Origin of the sequence: Nocardia sp. NPDC050793, assembly GCF_040654065.1 — a bacterium.
Lineage (GTDB): Bacteria > Actinomycetota > Actinomycetes > Mycobacteriales > Mycobacteriaceae > Nocardia.
Map to the genome: position 1 here is coordinate 556,554 of NZ_JBFAHG010000005.1, position 18,035 is coordinate 574,588.

The 18,035-nt window shown below is 68.9% G+C and carries 14 protein-coding genes; 3 read left to right on the forward strand and 11 right to left on the reverse strand.

The features are described 5' to 3' along the window. Window positions 1-93: 93 nt before the first annotated feature. The 4 genes from AB0H50_RS20800 to AB0H50_RS20815 all read right to left on the reverse strand — a co-directional run bounded on the left by AB0H50_RS20800 (window position 94) and on the right by AB0H50_RS20815 (window position 3,042). Window positions 94-558: a DUF5130 domain-containing protein gene (locus AB0H50_RS20800; protein ID WP_357454897.1), complete on the reverse strand. Its 465-nt coding sequence runs from the start codon at window positions 556-558 to the stop codon at window positions 94-96. Further along, window positions 545-820 carry a hypothetical protein gene (locus AB0H50_RS20805; RefSeq protein ID WP_068062429.1) on the reverse strand — a complete coding sequence of 92 codons (276 nt, stop codon included), beginning with the start codon at window positions 818-820 and terminating at the stop codon, window positions 545-547. The genes AB0H50_RS20800 and AB0H50_RS20805 overlap by 14 nt, the downstream gene beginning before the upstream one ends. 103 nt (window positions 821-923) lie before the next feature. Next, entirely contained in the window at window positions 924-2,459 is a 1,536-nt protein-coding gene (locus AB0H50_RS20810) for a glycoside hydrolase family 13 protein (protein ID WP_357455357.1), read from the reverse strand. 178 nt (window positions 2,460-2,637) lie between these two features. Next, on the reverse strand, window positions 2,638-3,042 hold the full coding sequence (locus AB0H50_RS20815; protein ID WP_357454900.1) for a globin: 405 nt from the start codon (window positions 3,040-3,042) through the stop codon (window positions 2,638-2,640). A 239-nt stretch (window positions 3,043-3,281) separates the two neighbouring features. Between AB0H50_RS20815 and AB0H50_RS20820 the strand changes: the two genes are divergently transcribed. Then, window positions 3,282-4,001 carry an HNH endonuclease gene (locus tag AB0H50_RS20820; protein ID WP_357454903.1) on the forward strand — a complete coding sequence of 240 codons (720 nt, stop codon included), beginning with the start codon at window positions 3,282-3,284 and terminating at the stop codon, window positions 3,999-4,001. A 3-nt stretch (window positions 4,002-4,004) separates the two neighbouring features. Here the strand turns inward: AB0H50_RS20820 and AB0H50_RS20825 are convergent, their stop codons facing one another. Further along, window positions 4,005-4,574 carry an XRE family transcriptional regulator gene (locus tag AB0H50_RS20825; RefSeq protein ID WP_357454906.1) on the reverse strand — a complete coding sequence of 190 codons (570 nt, stop codon included), beginning with the start codon at window positions 4,572-4,574 and terminating at the stop codon, window positions 4,005-4,007. A 79-nt stretch (window positions 4,575-4,653) separates the two neighbouring features. Here AB0H50_RS20825 and AB0H50_RS20830 point away from each other — a divergent pair, with 79 nt between their 5' ends. Then, complete coding sequence (locus tag AB0H50_RS20830; protein ID WP_357454909.1) at window positions 4,654-5,532, forward strand: AzlC family ABC transporter permease; 879 nt, start codon at window positions 4,654-4,656, stop codon at window positions 5,530-5,532. Then, window positions 5,529-5,840: an AzlD domain-containing protein gene (locus AB0H50_RS20835; RefSeq protein WP_357454912.1), complete on the forward strand. Its 312-nt coding sequence runs from the start codon at window positions 5,529-5,531 to the stop codon at window positions 5,838-5,840. The genes AB0H50_RS20830 and AB0H50_RS20835 overlap by 4 nt, the downstream gene beginning before the upstream one ends. A gap of 218 nt (window positions 5,841-6,058) precedes the next feature. Here the strand turns inward: AB0H50_RS20835 and AB0H50_RS20840 are convergent, their stop codons facing one another. From AB0H50_RS20840 to AB0H50_RS20865, 6 genes are all read right to left on the reverse strand, one after another. Next, a complete protein-coding gene (locus AB0H50_RS20840; protein ID WP_357454915.1) occupies window positions 6,059-6,724 on the reverse strand; it encodes a hypothetical protein in 666 nt (221 codons plus the stop codon). Between the two features lie 45 nt (window positions 6,725-6,769). After that, window positions 6,770-7,144 (reverse strand): thioesterase family protein, encoded by a 375-nt coding sequence (locus AB0H50_RS20845; protein ID WP_357455359.1) that lies wholly within the window; start codon window positions 7,142-7,144, stop codon window positions 6,770-6,772. Window positions 7,145-7,505: 361 nt separating this feature from the next. Further along, window positions 7,506-12,455, reverse strand: coding sequence for an NAD-glutamate dehydrogenase (locus AB0H50_RS20850; RefSeq protein WP_357454918.1), 4,950 nt, complete (start codon window positions 12,453-12,455; stop codon window positions 7,506-7,508). A 463-nt stretch (window positions 12,456-12,918) separates the two neighbouring features. After that, on the reverse strand, window positions 12,919-14,595 hold the full coding sequence (gene ettA, locus AB0H50_RS20855; protein WP_357454921.1) for an energy-dependent translational throttle protein EttA: 1,677 nt from the start codon (window positions 14,593-14,595) through the stop codon (window positions 12,919-12,921). A 113-nt stretch (window positions 14,596-14,708) separates the two neighbouring features. Continuing rightward, on the reverse strand, window positions 14,709-15,224 hold the full coding sequence (locus AB0H50_RS20860; protein ID WP_357455362.1) for a single-stranded DNA-binding protein: 516 nt from the start codon (window positions 15,222-15,224) through the stop codon (window positions 14,709-14,711). 180 nt (window positions 15,225-15,404) lie between these two features. Next, the gene (locus tag AB0H50_RS20865) at window positions 15,405-17,957 is read right to left on the reverse strand and encodes a glycoside hydrolase family 3 C-terminal domain-containing protein (protein ID WP_357454924.1); all 2,553 of its coding nucleotides are present in this window, start codon (window positions 17,955-17,957) and stop codon (window positions 15,405-15,407) included. Window positions 17,958-18,035: the final 78 nt, after the last annotated feature.

The window sequence follows — 18,035 nt, forward strand, 5'->3', positions numbered from 1 at the left end:
CCCCCCCCGCCCCCCCCCCCCCCCCGCCCCCCGCGCGGCGCCCCCCCCCCCCCCGGGCGGCCCGCCCCCCCCCCACGCTGGTGACGTGTGGGGTCAGCGACCGATGGCGGCGGCCATCACGCGGACCGCGGAGATCAGGCCGTCGATCAGCTGACCCTGCCGGATCGAGCTGAGCGCGGCGGTGACGCCGAGCTGGCAGACGCGATCGTTCGCGCGGTCGGCCACCTCGTGGCCGGAGCGGACCTCGATCGCCTTCTCGTTGGGCGAGACGGCGATGAGCACCGAACGGGCCGCCTCGGGAGTCGAGGGGAAGAGCTGGTCCGCGCCCGCGGCCGTGTCGGCGCCGAGATCGCCGACGAAGACGTTGAAGCGCACCTTGGTCGCCCTGGTCGCCTCGGTCAGCACGTTGTCCATGGCGAGCCGCTCTTCATCGCTGAATGGGGCTTCCTTGAAGACATCGCCTGCCTCGTGCACACCGGACACGCGTCCGCTGCTGGTGAGGGCGTACCCGTGCGGGAGGTCGGCCTCGACCACCGCGGGCCAATTAGAACTTGCCACTTGCCCGGCCTCCGATCAGCTCAACCTGGGCGGATTCGATAGCCGCATGGCTGCCATGCGACTCAGCGGTGTGGTGGCCGTGTCCGGTCACCTCGTCGGTAGCACTCCACAGCACCGGCGCCGCGGTCCACTTCTGTCCCAGTTCGAAGTGAACCGGCTTCTCGCCGGGCAGCGGCTTACCGAGAAACGACAATCCGGCGATCGCCGCGTAGATCACCAGCGGGATGCCGACGAAGATCAGCACTGTCTCGAGAATGCTCACGGCCTTACGGTAGACGATGCTGTGTAGTAGACGCTCGACCGGTCGTCCACTCGCACCATGTCGAAACCCGGCCGCGGCATCCCGTTCACCGCGCGAGCCGGGATCAGACCAGCCAGGCCGCCGTGTCGGGCGGCAGGTGCCCGCTCGTCAGCGGCGCGCTGGCCAAGAGCAGCTCGCCGGGCGGCAGCGGGATCGGCGCCGTGCTCGCGTTGAGCACGCAGACCAGCCCGCCGGGCCTGCGGAAGGCGAGACATCCGGCGGGGCTGCCGTACCACTCGATCCGTGGCCCCGCGAATTCCGGTCGCAGACCGCGCAATTGGATCGCCATCCGGTACAGCGAGAGGGTCGATCCGACGTCCTCCAGCTGCGCCTCCACGCTCAGCGCGGCCCACTCCGGCGGGATCGGCAGCCACGACTCGCCCGCGGTGAACCCGAACGGCGGCCGCTCGCCCTCCCACGGGATCGGCACCCGGCAGCCGTCGCGCCCGCGTTCGGTGTGCCCCGACCGCTCCCACATCGGGTCCTGCAAAACGTCCTCGGGCAGATCGTCCACGTTGGGCAGGCCGAGTTCGCCGCCGTTGTAGACGAACACCGAGCCGGGCAGTGCCAGCTCGACCAGGATCATCGCCCTGGCCCGCGCCAATCCGGCCGCGCCGCCGCCGTAGCGGGTGACTTCGCGTTCGACGTCGTGGTTGGACAACGTCCAGGTGGGCGTGGCGCCGACCGGGGCGACAGCGGCCAGCGAGTTGTCGATGGCGTGGCGCACCGCGTCGGCGGTGAACGCGGTCTCGGCCAGCCGGAAGTTGAAGGCCAGGTGCAGTTCGTCGGATCGCACGTACTCGCCGAAGCGGGTGTTGTCGTCGACCCAGACCTCGCCGATGGACACCGCGTGCGGGTATTCGTCGATCACCTTGCGAATGCGCCGGTGGATGTCGTGCACGCCGGGGTTGTTGAAGCGCGGGTCGGCGTCGTCGTGGATCAGCATCTCGGTGGACACGGTCTCCATGTCCGGCAGCCCGGGCGGTTTGGCCATGCCGTGCGCCACGTCGATACGGAACCCGTCGACCCCGCGGTCGAGCCAGAAGCGCAGCGTGTGCTCGAAATCCGCGACGACCTCGGGGTTTTCCCAGTTCAGGTCGGGCTGCTCGGGTGCGAAAAGGTGCAGGTACCACTGGCCGGGCGTGCCGTCGGGCTCGGTGACCCTGGTCCAGGCGGGGCCGCGGAAGATGCTCGGCCAGTTGTTGGGCGGTTCGTCGCCGTTGGGCCCGCGCCCGTCGCGGAAGATGTAGCGGGCCCGTTCCGGGCTGCCCGGCGCGGCGGTCAGCGCCGCTTGGAACCAGAGGTGCTCTCGGCTGGTGTGGTTCGGCACCAGATCCATGGTGACCTTGAGTCGCCGGGCGTGCGCCTCGGCGAGGAGCTGGTCGAAGGCGGCCATGCCACCGAAGAGGGCGTCGATGTCACGCGGGTCGGCGACGTCGTAGCCACCGTCGGCCATCGGCGAGCGCATCACCGGGCAGATCCACAGCGCGTCGACGCCGAGCAGTTCCAGATAGCCGAGCTTCTCGCGGACGCCACCTAGATCACCGATGCCGTCGCCGTCGGAATCGGCGAAGGAACGCGGGTAGACCTGGTAGAACACGGCGGATCGCCACCACTCTCGGCCGCTGCGATCCGCCGGCGCCTGCGCGGCAGGTGTAGCTGTCACGTTCGTAATAGTGCCAAAGCGATGTGGCGAATTCCCCTCGGGCGAGGACATATCCCACCATCTGGCAAATTCACAGCGAATAATTCGCGGCCCGCCGGGTCGGCGCCGCGCCTCACATCGGCGCGTTCACCAGCGAGTACGCCGCCATCTGCAGGTAGTCGAGCAGCTCCTTGCGGCGCTGGTCGTCGAGGACGTCCGGCTCGATCTCGGCGACCGCGATCCGCATGCAGCGCAGCCAGGCGTCGCGTTCCAGCGGGCCGATGGTGAACGGCATGTGCCGCATGCGCAGCCGCGGGTGGCCGCGTTCGTCGGAATAGGTGCGCGGACCGCCCCAGTACTGCTCGAGGAACATCCGCAGCCTCCGCTCCGCGGGGCCGAGGTCCTCCTCCGGATAGAGCGGGCGCAGGATCTCGTCGGCGGCCACCTCGCGATAGAACACCGCCACGATCCGCCGGAAGGTCTCCGCGCCGCCGACCGCCTCGTAGAACGACGTCGTGGTCTGCTCGCCCGAACTCATCAGGTCCTCTCGATTGGTCGAATCCCGCACTCCATTGTGCCCGTCGCGGAGCGGGAGGCCACGGCAGGACGGACCGAGCGACGGCGGTCCAGATAGCGGAGCGGCGGCTCTTCAGCGGCAGTTAACCCAACATTGTGCGAAATCACCGTGCAATGAGGCGTGTTCCATGGTCATATTGGTGGCAGTCTCCGCGGGAGATACCACATGATCTTGAAGCTGACGAAATCGGGGCCACCCACATGAAGCAGCGGCACGGCCGGTCACACGAGGCCAGGACCCACCGACAACTCCAGCCCGCCGACGTCCACAATCGTGGGTCGGGGGCTACTCCGCTGCACATCTTGTCCGACCATCATCCGGGGACACCGCATCGCCCCGGTGAGGCTCCTCATCGCGTCGATTACGGCCACCACCTCACGCCGGTCCAGTCCGAGACCGCCAACTGGTTGAAGCGCCGGGTGTTGCTTCTGAACGCCACCTACGAGCCGCTCACCGCGCTGTCCGCCCGCCGTGCCGTCGTCCTGCTCATCTGCGACAAAGCCGACGCCGTGCACCACAATCCCGAAGGACCGGTCGTCCATTCCGCCGGGGCCGAGGTAGCCGTTCCCTCCGTTATCCGACTGCGCACCTATGTGCGCGTCCCCTATCGCGCCCGTGTCCCGATGACCAGGGCCGCGCTCATGCATCGCGACCGCTATCGCTGCGGCTACTGCGGCGGCAAGGCCGAGACCATCGACCACGTCATCCCGCGCAGCCGCGGCGGCGAGCATTCGTGGGAGAACTGCGTGGCCAGCTGCGCGCCGTGCAACCACCGCAAAGCGGACAAGTTGCTCAGCGAGCTGGGCTGGACGCTGCGGTCGCCGTTGATCTCCCCGAAAGGGCCGCACTGGCGGCTGCTGTCCACGACCTCGGACCTGGATCCGATCTGGTTGCAGTACCTCGGCGAGGGCGCGGCCTGAGGTTCAGCCGTACTCGATGACGAGCGTCGCCCAGGTTCCGGGTTCGAGCGCCTCGAAGACATGCGGCGCGTCGCCCGGGTACGCGATGTAGTCGCCCGGTCCCAGCTCCACCGGAGCCTCGATCGGTCCCACCAGCGCCCGGCCCGTCGCCAGCAGCACGTGTTCGACGACGCCGGGGATGTGCGGGTCCGATTCCCGGGGGTGGCCGGGTTCGGCGGTGATCCGGAACAAGTCGCGGCGCGCGTTCGGCATACCGGACGCGAGCAGCGTGGCACGGTATTCCGACTGCTCGGCCGCAACGACCGGACCCTCGCCTGCGCGGATCACCTGAACGGCGGGCCGCGGCGGGTCGAGCAGCCGGGAGAACGGCATGTCCAGCGCCACGCACAGCGCCCACAGCGTCTCCAGGCTCGGGTTTCCGCTCCCCGATTCCAGTTGCGACAGCGTCGATTTCGCGATGCCCGCCCGGTTGGCCACCTCGCTGAGGGAGAGCCCGGCGCGGGTGCGCTCGCGGCGCAGCGAGGCGGCGATCACCGCCTGCGGCGTCGCCGTCGTCGTGTGGTTCCGCGCCATTCCCAGCTCCCGTCGAGTCCGAACCGCCCAACAGAAAACCATATTGACGAACCGGCCTGCCATGTTCACTATAAGCTACATGCGTTCGATATGGCGAACACTGGACCGGGAGACGTTGTCCGGCATCGCGGCGGTCTGCCTCGCGGTCGGCGTCATCGGCGTGTCCTACGGTACGACCGCGGTGGCCGCGGGTTTCCCGGTGTGGTTGCCGGTCCTGCTCGGCACCGTGGTGCTCGCGGGCGGCGCGGAATTCCTGTTCATCGGCATCGTCGCCGCCGGAGGTAGTCCGATCGCCGCCACACTGGCCGGGCTGCTGGTCAATGCGAGACATCTGCCCTACGGGTTGTCGGTGCCCGACGTCGTCGGCACCGGATGGCGGCGTCTGATCGGCGTGCACGTCATGAACGACGAGGCGGTCGCGATGGCGCTCGCCGAATCCGCGCCAGACCGCCGCCGCGCCGTCTACTGGGCCTGCGGACTCGGCGTCCTGCTCGCCTGGCCGGGCGGCGCGGCGCTCGGCGCGCTCATCGGCACGGTGGTGCCCGACACCTCGGTGTTCGGCTTGGACGCGGTGTTTCCGGCTGTGCTGCTGGCGTTGGTCGTTCCCGCGCTGCGCGATCGAACCACGTTCGGCGCGGTCTGCGTCGGCACGGCCGTCGCGGTGCTCAGCGCGCCGTTCCTGCCCGCGGGGCTGCCGGTGCTGCTCGCCCTCTCCGGTGTGCTCTTCGCCGCGATCGCGCTGGGACGCACCGCGCGGGACGTGCACGGACCTACGAGCAACGGGCACGGTGTCGTCACCGACAGCTTCGGTGCCCATGGTCGACGCACTGCGAGCGACGACCGGCTCTCCGCGACCGACGCGAGCGGTGCGACAGGCGACTCCGTGCACGACGCCGGCACAGTGCCGGACAACACTGCCCGCGAATCCTGTGACTGCGGACCGGGGGAATCCCGATGATGCTGGCCGCCGGAGTGATCGCCCTCGCCGCGGGAACCTACGCGTTCCGCTGGGCCGGGCCCACGCTGCGCAGCCGTGTGCGCTTTCCGGAGCGCGCCCGCCAGCTGCTCGAGATCGGAGCGGTCGTCCTGCTCGCCGCGCTGGTCGCCGTCACGACCTTGCCGATCGGCACCGGGGACGTCGGCGTCGCGCTGCCCGCCGGGGTGGTCGCGGGCGGGTTCCTCGCGTGGCGGCGCAGTCCACTGCTGATCGTCATCCTGGCGGCCGCGGCGACAACCGCCGTGCTACGGCTCATCGGGGTGCCCTGACACCAGTCGCCCGTCGATGGCCGCTCGTCGCCAGTTGGCGGTCGGCGGTCGCGCGGTCGCCAGTCGCGCACTCGGCGGTCGGCACTCGGCGGTCGGCGGTCGGCGGTCGGCGGTCGGCGGTCAGCACTCGGCGGTCAGCACTCGGCGGTCAGCAGTCAGCAGTCAGCGACGAGGACGCCGCGGTTCGCGGATGCTCGGAAGCCCCTCGCGCGGCGGGTTCAACTGGGCAGCAGCGGGATGCTGCCCGCGCGGCGACGGGCGACCGAACCGTAGCGGGCGTCGAGACGCAGCCAGGTGGGTGTCGCGCGCACGCGCACGATCTCGGCGGGCGAGATGAGGCGGGACTCGGCCTTGTCACCGGAGTGCGGGATGAAATCCATTGCGGTGAGCGCGAAGACGACGCGCATCGGCACCTCCACCGCGGTGTCGGCGGCCGAGACGGTGAGCACGGTCTGGTCGAGCAGCGAGGCGGGCGGCCCGTGCTGGCTGCCGTGTTCCTTGGCCAATGCCGCACCGCGCTCGGCCAATTCGACGAGAGTGCGTGCTGGCACATCGTCGACGTGCGCGAATCCGTCGACCGGCGGTAGCGCACCGCGCCACGCCGAGTCCATCGAGTACCCCAGGTCGATCGGGCTGCCCGTCGTCAGTCCCGCCAGCACCAGATCGGCGCCGACCGTCACATCGTCCACGCCGAGTTCGGCGACCACCGTCCGCACCGCGAGCGCCTCGAAACCCGTAGCCACCCATGCGGATACGTAGCGTTCGCCGCGACGGCGCAGCCGCACCACCGCAGCGGGGTCCAGCCGCACCGCCCTGCTCAGGAAGGTGGCCAGATTCTCGCGCTCGGCCGGATCGGAAACGTGCAGCACGCGCTGCTCAGCCATCACAACCGTTCTGTCGTCAGAGGACCGGCGCTCAGCACGCCGCGGTCACTTGTCCATCCACTCGGCGAGGTACGCACGCTCCGGGTCGGTGAGACGACGCAGACGCTGGGTGTCGATGTCGAACGCGGCGAGCTGGGTGGTGGCGAGCACCGCGGGCGGCGAATCCGGCGCCGCGCCGTTGGCCCGCACTTCGTAGCCGACCGTGAAATCGACTGCCCGCAACTGCTCGATCCACATCGCGATGTCGAGCGGGGTGTCCTCGTGGCGCAGCTGTCCGCGATAGCGCACGTGTAGGTCGGCGAGGACACAACCGGTCCGCAGCGACACGGTCGGGCGGCCGTCGTCGAACAGCCACGGGATACGCGCCTCTTCCAGCAACGTCACCATTCGAGCGTGGTTGACGTGCTGGAACACGTCCATGTCGGACCACCGGATCTCGACCTTGGCGTGAAAACGCTTGGGCAGTAGCACGGAACTACCGTGAGCCTTCCGGTCACCGTTCAACGAATTCGTCACTGCGTGGTACCTCCGGTGGACGCCCAGTCACCCACCAGGACGCACACGCTGCGGCGCCGCAACAGGCAGACGAGGCGAGATCGTGGGTCTGGAAAATCCGACAAACTCCGACACTGCGACCCGGGGCGCGCCCGGACCGAGACCGATCTTCGACAACCAGTATCGCAATCTCGGCCGGACGAGTCCTGCCGGGGGAGGTCGGCGGGGTCTCACCGTCTCGGTGCAAACCCCGCCGTGCGCCATCGTCTACGCAGCGGAGGGACTCCTAGCGCGGCACCTCCGACTGCGCGCCGACACCGCTGACCATGCTGCGCACCTGCCGCGCCGCCACCGACAGCGTCGCCAGGTCGTGCGCGCCGGATTCGAACAGTTCCGCCAGCGCCGCCCGCGCACGACCCAGCCTGGACTGATTCTTCGATTCCCAGTAGGCGATCTTCTCGTCGGCGGTCTCCTCCGGTTCACCGGCGGACAGCACGTCCAGGGTGAGCGAGCGCAGCGAACCGTACATGTCGTCGCGCAACGCCAGCCTGGCCAGCGCGTGCCAGCGGTCGCCGCGCTCCAGATGACTCACCGCCTGGAGCAGCCAATCGATCTTGAGGTGGTCGTTCAGCGCGTAGTACAGCGCGCCGACCTCCTCGCCGTCGCGGTCGGTGATGTCGGCGATGTCGAGCACGTCGAGCAGCGGGAACATGTTGAGCAGGTCGAACACCTCGGTGGCCAGGTCGGTCGGCGCGCCGCGCGCGATCAACTCGGCGGACTGATCGGTCAGCGTCGCGACGTGGTGGCCGCGCAACCAGCCGGGCACCTTCGAGGACAGCTCGCGCACGCCCCGGCTGTACCGGTTGATCTCGGCGCCGACCGCGATCGGCTGCGGGCGGTTGCTGAGCAGCCATCGCGAGGCCCGGTCGAGGGTGCGCTTGGTCTCCAGCTCCATTTCGTCGCGCACCGAGATGGGGACGTCGGCCGAGCGGATCCGCGCCCACATGGTGTGCAGGTCGAAGATCTCGGCGGACGCGGCGAAAGCGCGCACCGCGTCGACGGTGGTCGCCCCCACTTCTTCGGTCAGCCGGAACACGTAACTGATTCCGCCGTAGTCGACCACCTCGTTGGCGATCATGGTGGTGACGATCTCCCGGCGCAGCCGGTGCTTCTTGATGGCGCCGCCGAAAAGGGTCCGCAGCGGCGTCGGGAAGTACTCCGGCAGCTGGGCCGCGAAGTAGGCCATATCCGGCAGGTCCGAGTCGAGCAGATCGACTTTGAGCGAAAGCTTCACGTGCGCCATGAGATTGGCCAGTTCCGGCGAGCACAGGCCACCGCCGTCCTCTTGCCGCCGTTTCATCTCCGCGTCGGAGGGCAGCGCCTCGAGCTCGCGATCCAGGCCGCGGCGCTGTTCCAGTTCGTCGACGAGCCGCATGTTGACGTTCATCATGCGCGGCGCCTCGAAGCGCGACATGCCCATCAGGAAGTTCTGGGAAACGTTGTCCCGCAACACCATCCTGGCGACCTCGTCGGTCATCGACGCCAGCAGCGGATTGCGCTCCTCCTCGGGCAGCAGCCCCCCGCTGACCACGCCGTCGAGCAGGACCTTGATGTTGACCTCGTGGTCGGAGCAGTCGACGCCCGCGGAGTTGTCCAGCGCGTCGGTGTTCATCTTGCCGCCGGTGCGGGTGAACTCGATGCGACCGAGCGCGGTGGCGCCGAGGTTGCCGCCCTCGCCGATCACCTTGACCCGCAACTGGTTTCCGTTGACGCGCACCGCGTCGTTGGACTTGTCGCCGACGTCGGCGTTGGATTCGGTGCTCGCCTTGATGTAGGTGCCGATGCCGCCGTTCCACAGCAGTTGCGCGGGCGCGAGCAGGATCGCGCGCACCAGCTCCGGCGGCGCAAGCGACTCGACCTCGTCGCCGAGGCCGAGCGCTGCCCGCGCCTGCGGGCTGATCGGAACGGACTTCACCGTGCGATCCCAGACGCCGCCGCCCGCGCTGATCAGTGAAGCGTCGTAATCCGCCCACGAGGACCGCGGCAAGGCGAACATGCGCTGGCGCTCCCGGTACGACCGCGCCGCGTCCGGATTCGGATCGAGGAAGATGTGCCGGTGGTCGAACGCCGCGACCAGGCGGATGTGCTCGGAGAGCAGCATGCCGTTGCCGAACACGTCGCCGCTCATGTCGCCGATCCCGACCACGGTGAAATCCTCGGTCTGGGTATCGATCTCCATCTCGCGGAAATGGCGCTTCACGCTTTCCCACGCGCCCTTGGCGGTGATGCCCATGGCCTTGTGGTCGTAGCCCGCGGAGCCGCCGGAGGCGAACGCGTCGCCGAGCCAGAATCCGTAGCGCTGGGCCACGTCGTTGGCGATGTCGGAGAAGGTCGCGGTGCCCTTGTCGGCGGCGACGACGAGGTAGGTGTCGTCGCCGTCGCGACGGATCACCCGGGCGGGCGGCAGCACCCGGCCGGTGGCCAGGTCGACATTGTCGGTGAGGTCGAGCAGGCCGGAGATGAAGGTGCGGTAGCAGGCGACGCCTTCGGCGCCGAGCGCCTGCCGGTCGGCGACCGGATCGCCGGTCGCGGCAGGCGGCTGCTTCACCACGAATCCGCCCTTGGCGCCGACCGGGACGATCACCGCGTTCTTCACCGCCTGCGCCTTCACCAGGCCCAGGATCTCGGTGCGGAAATCCTCGAGGCGGTCCGACCAGCGCAGGCCGCCGCGCGCCACCGGGCCGAAGCGCAGGTGCACGCCCTCGACCCGGGGCGAGTACACGAAGATCTCGAATTGTGGTCGCGGCTTGGGTAGTTCGGCGATCTCACGCGGCTCGACCTTCATCGAGACGAAGTCGCGCGACATGCCATCGGCGTCGGTCACATAGTAGTTGGTGCGCAACGTCGCCTTGACCAGGCCGAGGATGGCGCGCAGGATGCGGTCGGCGTCCAGGCTCACCACCTCGTCGATGCGCGCGCGCAGCTGGGTCCCCAGTTCCGCGGCGTACTCGGCCGAGACGGTATCCGGATCGAAGCGCGCGGTGAACAGGTCGACGAACAACCGCGCCACGTCCGGAGAGGTCAGCAGCACCCGGGCGATGTTGGCCTGACTGTACGGAAAACCGGCCTGCTGAAGGTATTTCGCGTAGGTGCGCAGGATCGACACCGCGCGCCACGGCAGCCGCGCCCGCAGTACGAGTTCGTTGAGTCCGTCGGCCTCGGCGCGGCCGTACCAGACCGCCTCGAAGGCATCGATGAAGCGTTCCCGCAGCCCGCGCACCTCCGCCTCCAGCGCGTCGGCCCGCGCCGGGGACTCCAGCAGTTCCGCGTCCAGGTCCCGGTCCAGGGAGCTGCGCAGCAGTTCGGGGCGGGCCACCAGGCCGAAATCGTAGATCCAGCGCTCCACGCTCGGGCCGCCGGGAACGGTCGGCTCCAGCAGGATCTGATAGGGCCGCTCGTCGACCACCTCGACACCGAGGCTCTGCAGCACAGGAAGCACCTGGCTCAGCGAAATGCCGGTGCCACCGATGTAGAGGGTGAAGCGCCACGAGCCGGGCTCCGATTCCGGCTTGCGGTAGAGGTGCTGAGCGATGGCCCCCTCGGCCAAGCGCTCCAGCCTGCCGATGTCGCGCAGGGCCCGGCCCGGGCTGAAGTCCTGCTTGTACCCCTCGGGGAAGGCGGCCGAGTAGCGCTGCACCACGGCGGGGTCGAGCACCGTCGAGGTGCTCACCTCGTCGTTGAGATGGTCGTCCCAGGTGTTGCTCGCCTCGGCGAGCAGGCGCTGGATGCGCAACCGGTTGGCTTCGGAGGTGTCGGCGACGGCGGGCTCCTCGTCGGGCACGGCGGGCGCGGTGAACTCGACATCGGGCATCCGCACGGTGAAATACACACTGGCGAGCTCGCTTTCGCTCACCCGCGCGGAGTAGTCGATGGAGACGCCGCCCAGTTCGCGAACCAGGATCTCCTGCATTTCCAGCCGCACCCGGGTGGTGTAGCGATCACGCGGCAGGTACACCATGCAGGCCACGAACCGGCCGTAGGTGTCCTGGCGCAAGAACAGGCGGACCTGGCGGCGCAGTCCCACATTGAGCACGGCGCTGGCGGTGCGCCGCATGGTCTCGGTGTCGGAGGAGAACAGCTCGGTGCGCGGGAAGCTCTGGATGACCTCGAGCATGGCCTGGCCGGAGAAGGAGTCCAGGTCGAAACCACTCTCCTCGATCACCGCGCGCACCCGGCGACCGATCATCGGGATGTCGAGCACGTTCTCGTGCATCGCCGTCACGGTGAACACGCCGATGAACAGGTGCTCGCCGATGATCGCTCCGGACGCGTCGAAATCGGCGACGCCGACGAAATACGGGTACACCGAGCGGTGCACGGTGGCGGGCACCAGTCCCTGGATCAGCGTCAGCAGCGGGCGATCGGCGCCGTTGACCGGGACACGGAAATCGGTGCCGACGTCCGGGCGCAGCACGCCGAGGCAGGTGCCGGGCAGCGGATTCGACACCGTCTTCTCGCCCTCGGTGCTGAGGCGGTAGCGGGCGTAGCCGAGCACCGTGAAATTACCCTCGCCGAGCCAGCCCAGCAGATTGGCGCAGTCGACCAGATCGGTCGCGGGGAACGGCGCGATGCCGGATTTCGCCGCCTTTTCCAGATCGTCGGCCAAGGCGCTCTGAACGGTCCTGATGGCCTCGGTGTCACCGATGACCTGCCGGACGTCGGCGACCACGTCCGGCATGGAGTCTTCGATGCGCTCGAGCTGACTGCGGCTGGTCGACGGATGCAGTTGCAGGTGCATCCACGACTCGCGCAGCGGCATCGAGCCGTTGGCGTCGACCTCGTGCGGCACCGCCCTGGTCAGCCGGCCGTCGGCGTCGCGCTCCACCTCGAAGATCGGATGGATGACCTCGCTGACGCTCACTCCGGTCCGGCTCAGCGACGAGGTGATCGATTCGACCAGCAGCGGCATGTCGTCGGTCACGACCTGGACTGCGGCGCCCAGCCCTGACCCGTCGTCCGGGTGATAGACCCGGACCAGGGCGCGACCGGTCTGGCGCGTCAAGGCCAATTCCAGGTGCCGCCGGAAAATCTGGGTGATGCCAGTGATCGCACAGTCCACATCGCCCGTGTCGACGTGGCGGAAATACGCCTCCTCGAGGATAGCGAGATCACCGCGCAGCGACTGCGGCAAACTCGCGACCCACGACGCACCGGACAATTCGGACGAGACCGTCATTTTTTCGCCAACTCCCTCGGATTCGGTTCCGCAACAAAGTGACGCCGGTCCGAGGGTAACTGTGCCGTGCTGACGCGCGGGTGAATTCCCTTCCAATTGCAGGGTGTTCACCGATACCGTGCGTTCGCCGCTGAATTGCCGAGGTCGATGATCTCGGCACAGCACCCGATCGGACCGGCAACGTCACGTAGACGCGATCGCGGTGGGAAGGACCCATTGCCCGGACAGCGCCTGCGCATGCACGGTTCCCACCCTATACGCGCCGGCGGTGGAAGTCCGCCTGAAACGGCGCATAGTCGCAGCAGAGACGAAAGTAAACGCAGCCGGTTTCGCGGGCGAGAGGGAGCGGACCGAATTTCCTTCGAGTGCGCGCGCCCCCGCGCCTTATTACTCCGCAGTTTCTTCGACGAAGAGGCCGTGCGACGGGGCGATGCGCGATGATCGCCCCGTCGACGGGAATTGCTCAGTCGCGGGTGAGCTTGCGGTGCGTCACCCGGTGCGGGCGGGCCGCTTCCGGGCCGAGGCGCTCGATCTTGTTGGCCTCGTACGCCTCGAAGTTGCCCTCGAACCAGAACCACTTGGCCTCGTTGTCCGAATCGCCCTCCCACGCCAGGATGTGCGTGCAGGTGCGGTCAAGGAACCAGCGGTCGTGGGAGATGACCACGGCGCAGCCGGGGAACTGTTCCAGCGCGTGCTCCAGCGAGCCGAGGGTTTCCACGTCGAGGTCGTTGGTCGGCTCGTCGAGCAGGATCAGGTTGCCACCCTGCTTGAGGGTCATCGCCAGGTTCAGGCGGTTGCGCTCACCACCGGAGAGCACGCCCGCGGGCTTCTGCTGATCCGGGCCCTTGAAGCCGAACGCGCTCACGTACGCGCGCGAGGGCATCTCCTGGCTGCCAACCTGGATGAAGTCCAAGCCCTCGGAGACCACCTGCCACACGTTCTTCGTCGGGTCGATGCCCGCGCGGTTCTGGTCGACGTAGCTCAGCTCGACCGTCTCGCCGACCTTCACCTCACCGCTGTCGGGCTGCTCGAGTCCGACGATGGTCTTGAACAGGGTGGTCTTACCGACACCATTCGGACCGATGACGCCGACAATGCCGTTGCGCGGCAAGGTGAACGACAGATCCTTGATGAGCTGGCGATCGCCGAAACCCTTGTCCAAGTGCGAGACCTCGACGACCACGTTGCCCAGACGGGGACCATGCGGAATCTGGATCTCCTCGAAATCCAACTTCCGCATCTTCTCGGCCTCGGCCGCCATCTCCTCGTACCTGCCGAGGCGCGCCTTGTTCTTGGCCTGGCGAGCCTTGGCGCCGGACCGCACCCAGGCGAGCTCTTCCTTCAGCCGCTTCTGCAGCTTCTGGTCCTTCTTGCCCTGCACCTCCAGGCGCTCCGCCTTCTTCTCCAGGTACACGGAGTAGTTGCCCTCGTAGCCGTGGGCCCGGCCGCGGTCGAGCTCGAGGATCCAGCCCGCGACGTTGTCCAGGAAGTACCGGTCGTGGGTGACGGCGAGCACCGCGCCCGGGTACTGGCCCAGGTGCTGCTCGAGCCACAGCACCGACTCGGCGTCGAGGTGGTTGGTCGGCTCGTCGAGCAGCAGCAGGTCGGGCTTGCTCAGCAGCAGCTTGCACAGCGCGACCCGGCGGCGCTCACCACCGGAGAGGTTGGTGACCGGCTCGTCCGGCGGCGGGCAGCGCAGCGCGTCCATGGCCTGCTCGAGCTGGGAGTCCACGTCCCACGCGTCGGCGTGGTCCAGGTACTCCTGGAGCTTGCCCATCTCGTCCATGAGCTCGTCGGAGTAATCGGTGGCCATGAGCTCGGCGATCTCGTTGAAGCGATCGAGCTTCACCTTGATCTCGCCGAGGCCCTCCTCGACGTTGCCGCGCACGGTCTTCTCCTCGTTCAGCGGCGGCTCCTGCTGGAGGATGCCGACCGTCGCGCCCGGCGCGAGGAACGCGTCGCCGTTGTTCGGCTGGTCCAGTCCGGCCATGATCTTCAGCACGCTGGATTTACCGGCGCCGTTCGGGCCGACGACGCCGATCTTGGCGCCGGGAAGGAAGTTCAAGGTGACATCGTCGAGCACGACTTTGTCGCCGTGCGCCTTGCGAACCTTCTTCATTTGGTAGATGAACTCAGCCATACGCGGAAGCCTATCGGTCTCGGGAACAGTGGAACGAAGCAGAGCCACTCACGGCACGCGGGCATCCTCGCGCCGGATTCACCGTGCTCGCGCCCGACGTTCTACGGGCGGGATCAGGCGTCGACGGGCTCGGGTGCGGCGCTTCCGGAAGGTGCGGAAGCCACAATCGCGGCACTCTCCCCCAATTCCTCGCCGACGCGTGCACGGTCTTCAGCGCTGGATCCGACACAAGTATTCCGCATCAGCGCGCCGGGCCCGCCTCCGGTCTCCGATCGGCGGCTGACGCGGGCCGTGCAGCGGGACAGATCGGGGCCGACCGCGGTGGCCCGCATCTCCAGATCGCGCCGCTCGACGCCGTCCTTGGTCCGGTACTCGTGCGAACGCAACTGCCCGTAGACGAGCACCGGGTCGCCGCGCCGCAGCGATGCGTCCACGCCGCCGACCAGGCGACGCCAGCAGGTCACCGTAAGGAAGAGCGTCCCGTTGTCGCACCATTCCCCCGTCGTGAAGTCCAGCCTGCGCGAGTTGCTGGCCATCCGGAAGGTCAGCACCTGTTCGCCGTTGCTCAGGTCCCGCTTGACCGGCTGGGTCACCACGGTACCGACCACCGTCGCCATCGCTTCGTACATGATCACGCCCCTTCACCTGTCGGACCCGGTGCGGATGCTCCGGGTGTCTCCTCCCCCTCCGCGAGGGCGTATCCAGCCTCGCCCGGACACGGGGTGTGAAGGAACCCCCGGTTTCGCGCCTGTGGACAACTCACCCGTATGTGGACATCCGGCGCTTCGCTCGTGCCGAACCGATACCGGCTACCCGCCCGCGCCGACCACCACGGACCCGCGCAACGGCAGATCCACCACGCTCGTCCCCGCGTGCACGGCGAACGCGCCCGGCTCGGTACGCCAGCCCCCGTCCCAGTGCGCGAACACCCTCGGCGGCAAGTCGATTCGCACCGGAACCGACGCTCCCGCAGGTGCGGCCACGGCGGCGAACCCCGCCAGCCACCGCACGGGCCGCTCGATCGCAGAATCGGGACGGGACAGATACACCTGGACCACCTGTTTCCCGGCCCGCGCTCCGGTGTTGTGGGCGGTGAGCGTCACCGTCACCGTCCCGTCCCGCTCCGGCGCGGACACCACGAGATCGGCGAGTTCCCAAGTGCTGTAACCGAGTCCGTGGCCGAACGGGTAGGCCGGGGTCAGGCCGGCGCGCAACCAGGCGCGGTAGCCGATGTGGATGCCTTCGCTGTAGCGCAGTACCCCGTCTTCCGGCGTGGTCGAGAGCACGGGCACGTCGGCCTCGGTGGCGGGCCAGGTGGTGGGCAGCCTGCCGCCCGGTTCGGTCCGGCCGAGCAGCACGTCGGCCAGCGCGTGGCCCGATTCCTGGCCGCCGAACCAGGTGAGCAACACCGCCGACACCTCGTCGCGCCACGGCAGCAGCACCGGTCCGCCGGAATTCACCACCACCACGGTGCGCGGGTTGGCCCGCGCCACCGCGCGCACCAGCTCGTCCTGCGCGCCGGGCAGCACGAGGGTACTGCGGTCGTAACCCTCGCTCTCGGTCTGCGAGCCGGTGCCGACCACCACGACGGCGGTGTCGGCGGCGCCGGCGAGAGCGGCCGCATCGGCGATCGCGTCCGCTGGATCGGTGTGCGCTGCCTCGGTGCCCAGCGTGATCGCGACCAGACCCGCTGCCGCGGCGTCGTTTTCGAGCAGCTGGCGCACGGTGACGGGGAGCGGCCGTTCGCGGTCGACGGCTATCGGCACCGCGGCGACATCCGGGCTGAACAGCGCGGCGCCGAGGATTTCGCCGCTGCCGCCGAGCACGGTGTCGATGACCGTGTCGCCGTCGATCTCCATGTGTATCCGCCCCACCCCGGCGACGCCGAGCCGTATCGCGGCGGGCTCGTCGGGGCCAGGCCGGTACATCGTGCTCAGCTCGAGCGTGGCCGCATCGGCGGGCACCGTGCCGAGGTAGACCAGCTGCGCCGCGTACCGCTGTTCGCTCAGCAGCTCGCCGCCGTCTGCGTCGAGGAAGCGGGCGCGCAACCCGGGTTCGCCGGTCTGCGGATCGGTCATCGATCCCAGCGGGAGCGCGTGGATTCCGGTCTGGACGGGCACGCCGGGATGCACGGTGACGGACGCGTCCGGCAGCGCGGCGCGCAGCCCGTCCACCGGACCGATCACCTCGGCGGGGACCACCGTCGCGCTGCCGCCGCCCTGCGTGCGCGGCCGGATCGCGGGCTCACCGATCACGGCGATCGAGCCGGGACCCGAGCTCGGCCAAGGCAATTCACCGCTGTTGCGCAGCAGCACCGTGCCCGCCGCCGCGACTTCGCGGGCGATCTCGCGCCCCTCACGGTCCGAGACGTCCGCGGCCTGCGACCGATCCGGTATCGAATCCGGTTCCCGCACAGGGACATTTCGCACGGCGACACCTCCGTGCGACGCCACCGCGGCGGTGTCGAAACCGTTGTCGCGCAAGGCGGAATCCGACAGATCGAGCGCGCCGACCCGCTGCGCCAGCCGCAGCAGGCGCAGCACCTTCACATCGATAGCGGCTTCCGGCACCGCACCGGAGCGCACCGCGGCGACGAGTTGCTCGCCCCACGGCCCCACCGGGCCAGGCATCACCAGATCCTGGTCGGCCTTGGCCGCGGCCTCGGTGCTGCGCACCGCCATCCAGTCCGACACCGTCACGCCGTCGAAATCCCATGAGGTGCGCAACGGCGTTGTCAGCAGCGGGTTCTCCGACATGGTGATGCCGCGAACCGAGTTGTACGCCGACATCACCAGCCACGCGCCCGCCCGCACCGCCGCCTCGAACGGCGCGAGATACAGCTCGTGCAGCGCGCGATCGTCCAGCTCGACGTCGGCGGTGTAGCGCTCGGTCTCGAAGTCGTTGGCCACGTAGTGTTTCGGCGTCGCGGCGACGCGATGCTCCTGCACCGCGCGCACATAGGCCGCGGCCAGTTCGCCGGTCAGCAGCGGGTCTTCGGAGTACGCCTCGAAATGCCTGCCGCCCAAGGGACTGCGCTGCAGGTTGATCGTCGGACCGAGCACCACGTCGACGCCCTTGCGCCTGGCTTCGCTCGCCGACACGGCGCCGTAACGGCGGGCCAGATCCAGATCCCAGGTCGCCGCGAGCGCTGTCGCCGAGGGGAGGTTGAGCGAAGGGTAGCGCTCGTCCCAGGCCGGGCCGCGCACGCCCGAAGGTCCGTCGGAGAGCATCATCGACCGCAGCCCGATCGCGGGCTCCGCCACGGTCGACCAGAGGTCGGCGCCGGTCAGCAGCCGCACCTTCTGTTCCAGGGTCAACGCGCCGACCAGCGCGCGCAGGGCTTCGTCCACCGTGTCGAGCATCAGCGCTCCTCCTCGGATCGTCGGCCGGGTTCACCTGCACCTCGCGCCAAATCTACGCGTCGGTTCCGCGGGCGACCC

Coding starts and splice junctions, on each gene's coding strand:
- AB0H50_RS20830 (WP_357454909.1), top strand. CDS start 4,654: ATGCGTTCGATATGGCGAACACTGGACCGGGAGACGTTGTCCGGCATC.
- AB0H50_RS20820 (WP_357454903.1), top strand. CDS start 3,282: ATGAAGCAGCGGCACGGCCGGTCACACGAGGCCAGGACCCACCGACAA.
- AB0H50_RS20860 (WP_357455362.1), bottom strand. CDS start 15,224: ATGTACGAAGCGATGGCGACGGTGGTCGGTACCGTGGTGACCCAGCCG.
- AB0H50_RS20835 (WP_357454912.1), top strand. CDS start 5,529: ATGATGCTGGCCGCCGGAGTGATCGCCCTCGCCGCGGGAACCTACGCG.
- AB0H50_RS20850 (WP_357454918.1), bottom strand. CDS start 12,455: ATGACGGTCTCGTCCGAATTGTCCGGTGCGTCGTGGGTCGCGAGTTTG.
- ettA (WP_357454921.1), bottom strand. CDS start 14,595: ATGGCTGAGTTCATCTACCAAATGAAGAAGGTTCGCAAGGCGCACGGC.
- AB0H50_RS20865 (WP_357454924.1), bottom strand. CDS start 17,957: ATGCTCGACACGGTGGACGAAGCCCTGCGCGCGCTGGTCGGCGCGTTG.
- AB0H50_RS20815 (WP_357454900.1), bottom strand. CDS start 3,042: ATGAGTTCGGGCGAGCAGACCACGACGTCGTTCTACGAGGCGGTCGGC.
- AB0H50_RS20840 (WP_357454915.1), bottom strand. CDS start 6,724: ATGGCTGAGCAGCGCGTGCTGCACGTTTCCGATCCGGCCGAGCGCGAG.
- AB0H50_RS20845 (WP_357455359.1), bottom strand. CDS start 7,144: ATGGACGTGTTCCAGCACGTCAACCACGCTCGAATGGTGACGTTGCTG.
- AB0H50_RS20825 (WP_357454906.1), bottom strand. CDS start 4,574: ATGGCGCGGAACCACACGACGACGGCGACGCCGCAGGCGGTGATCGCC.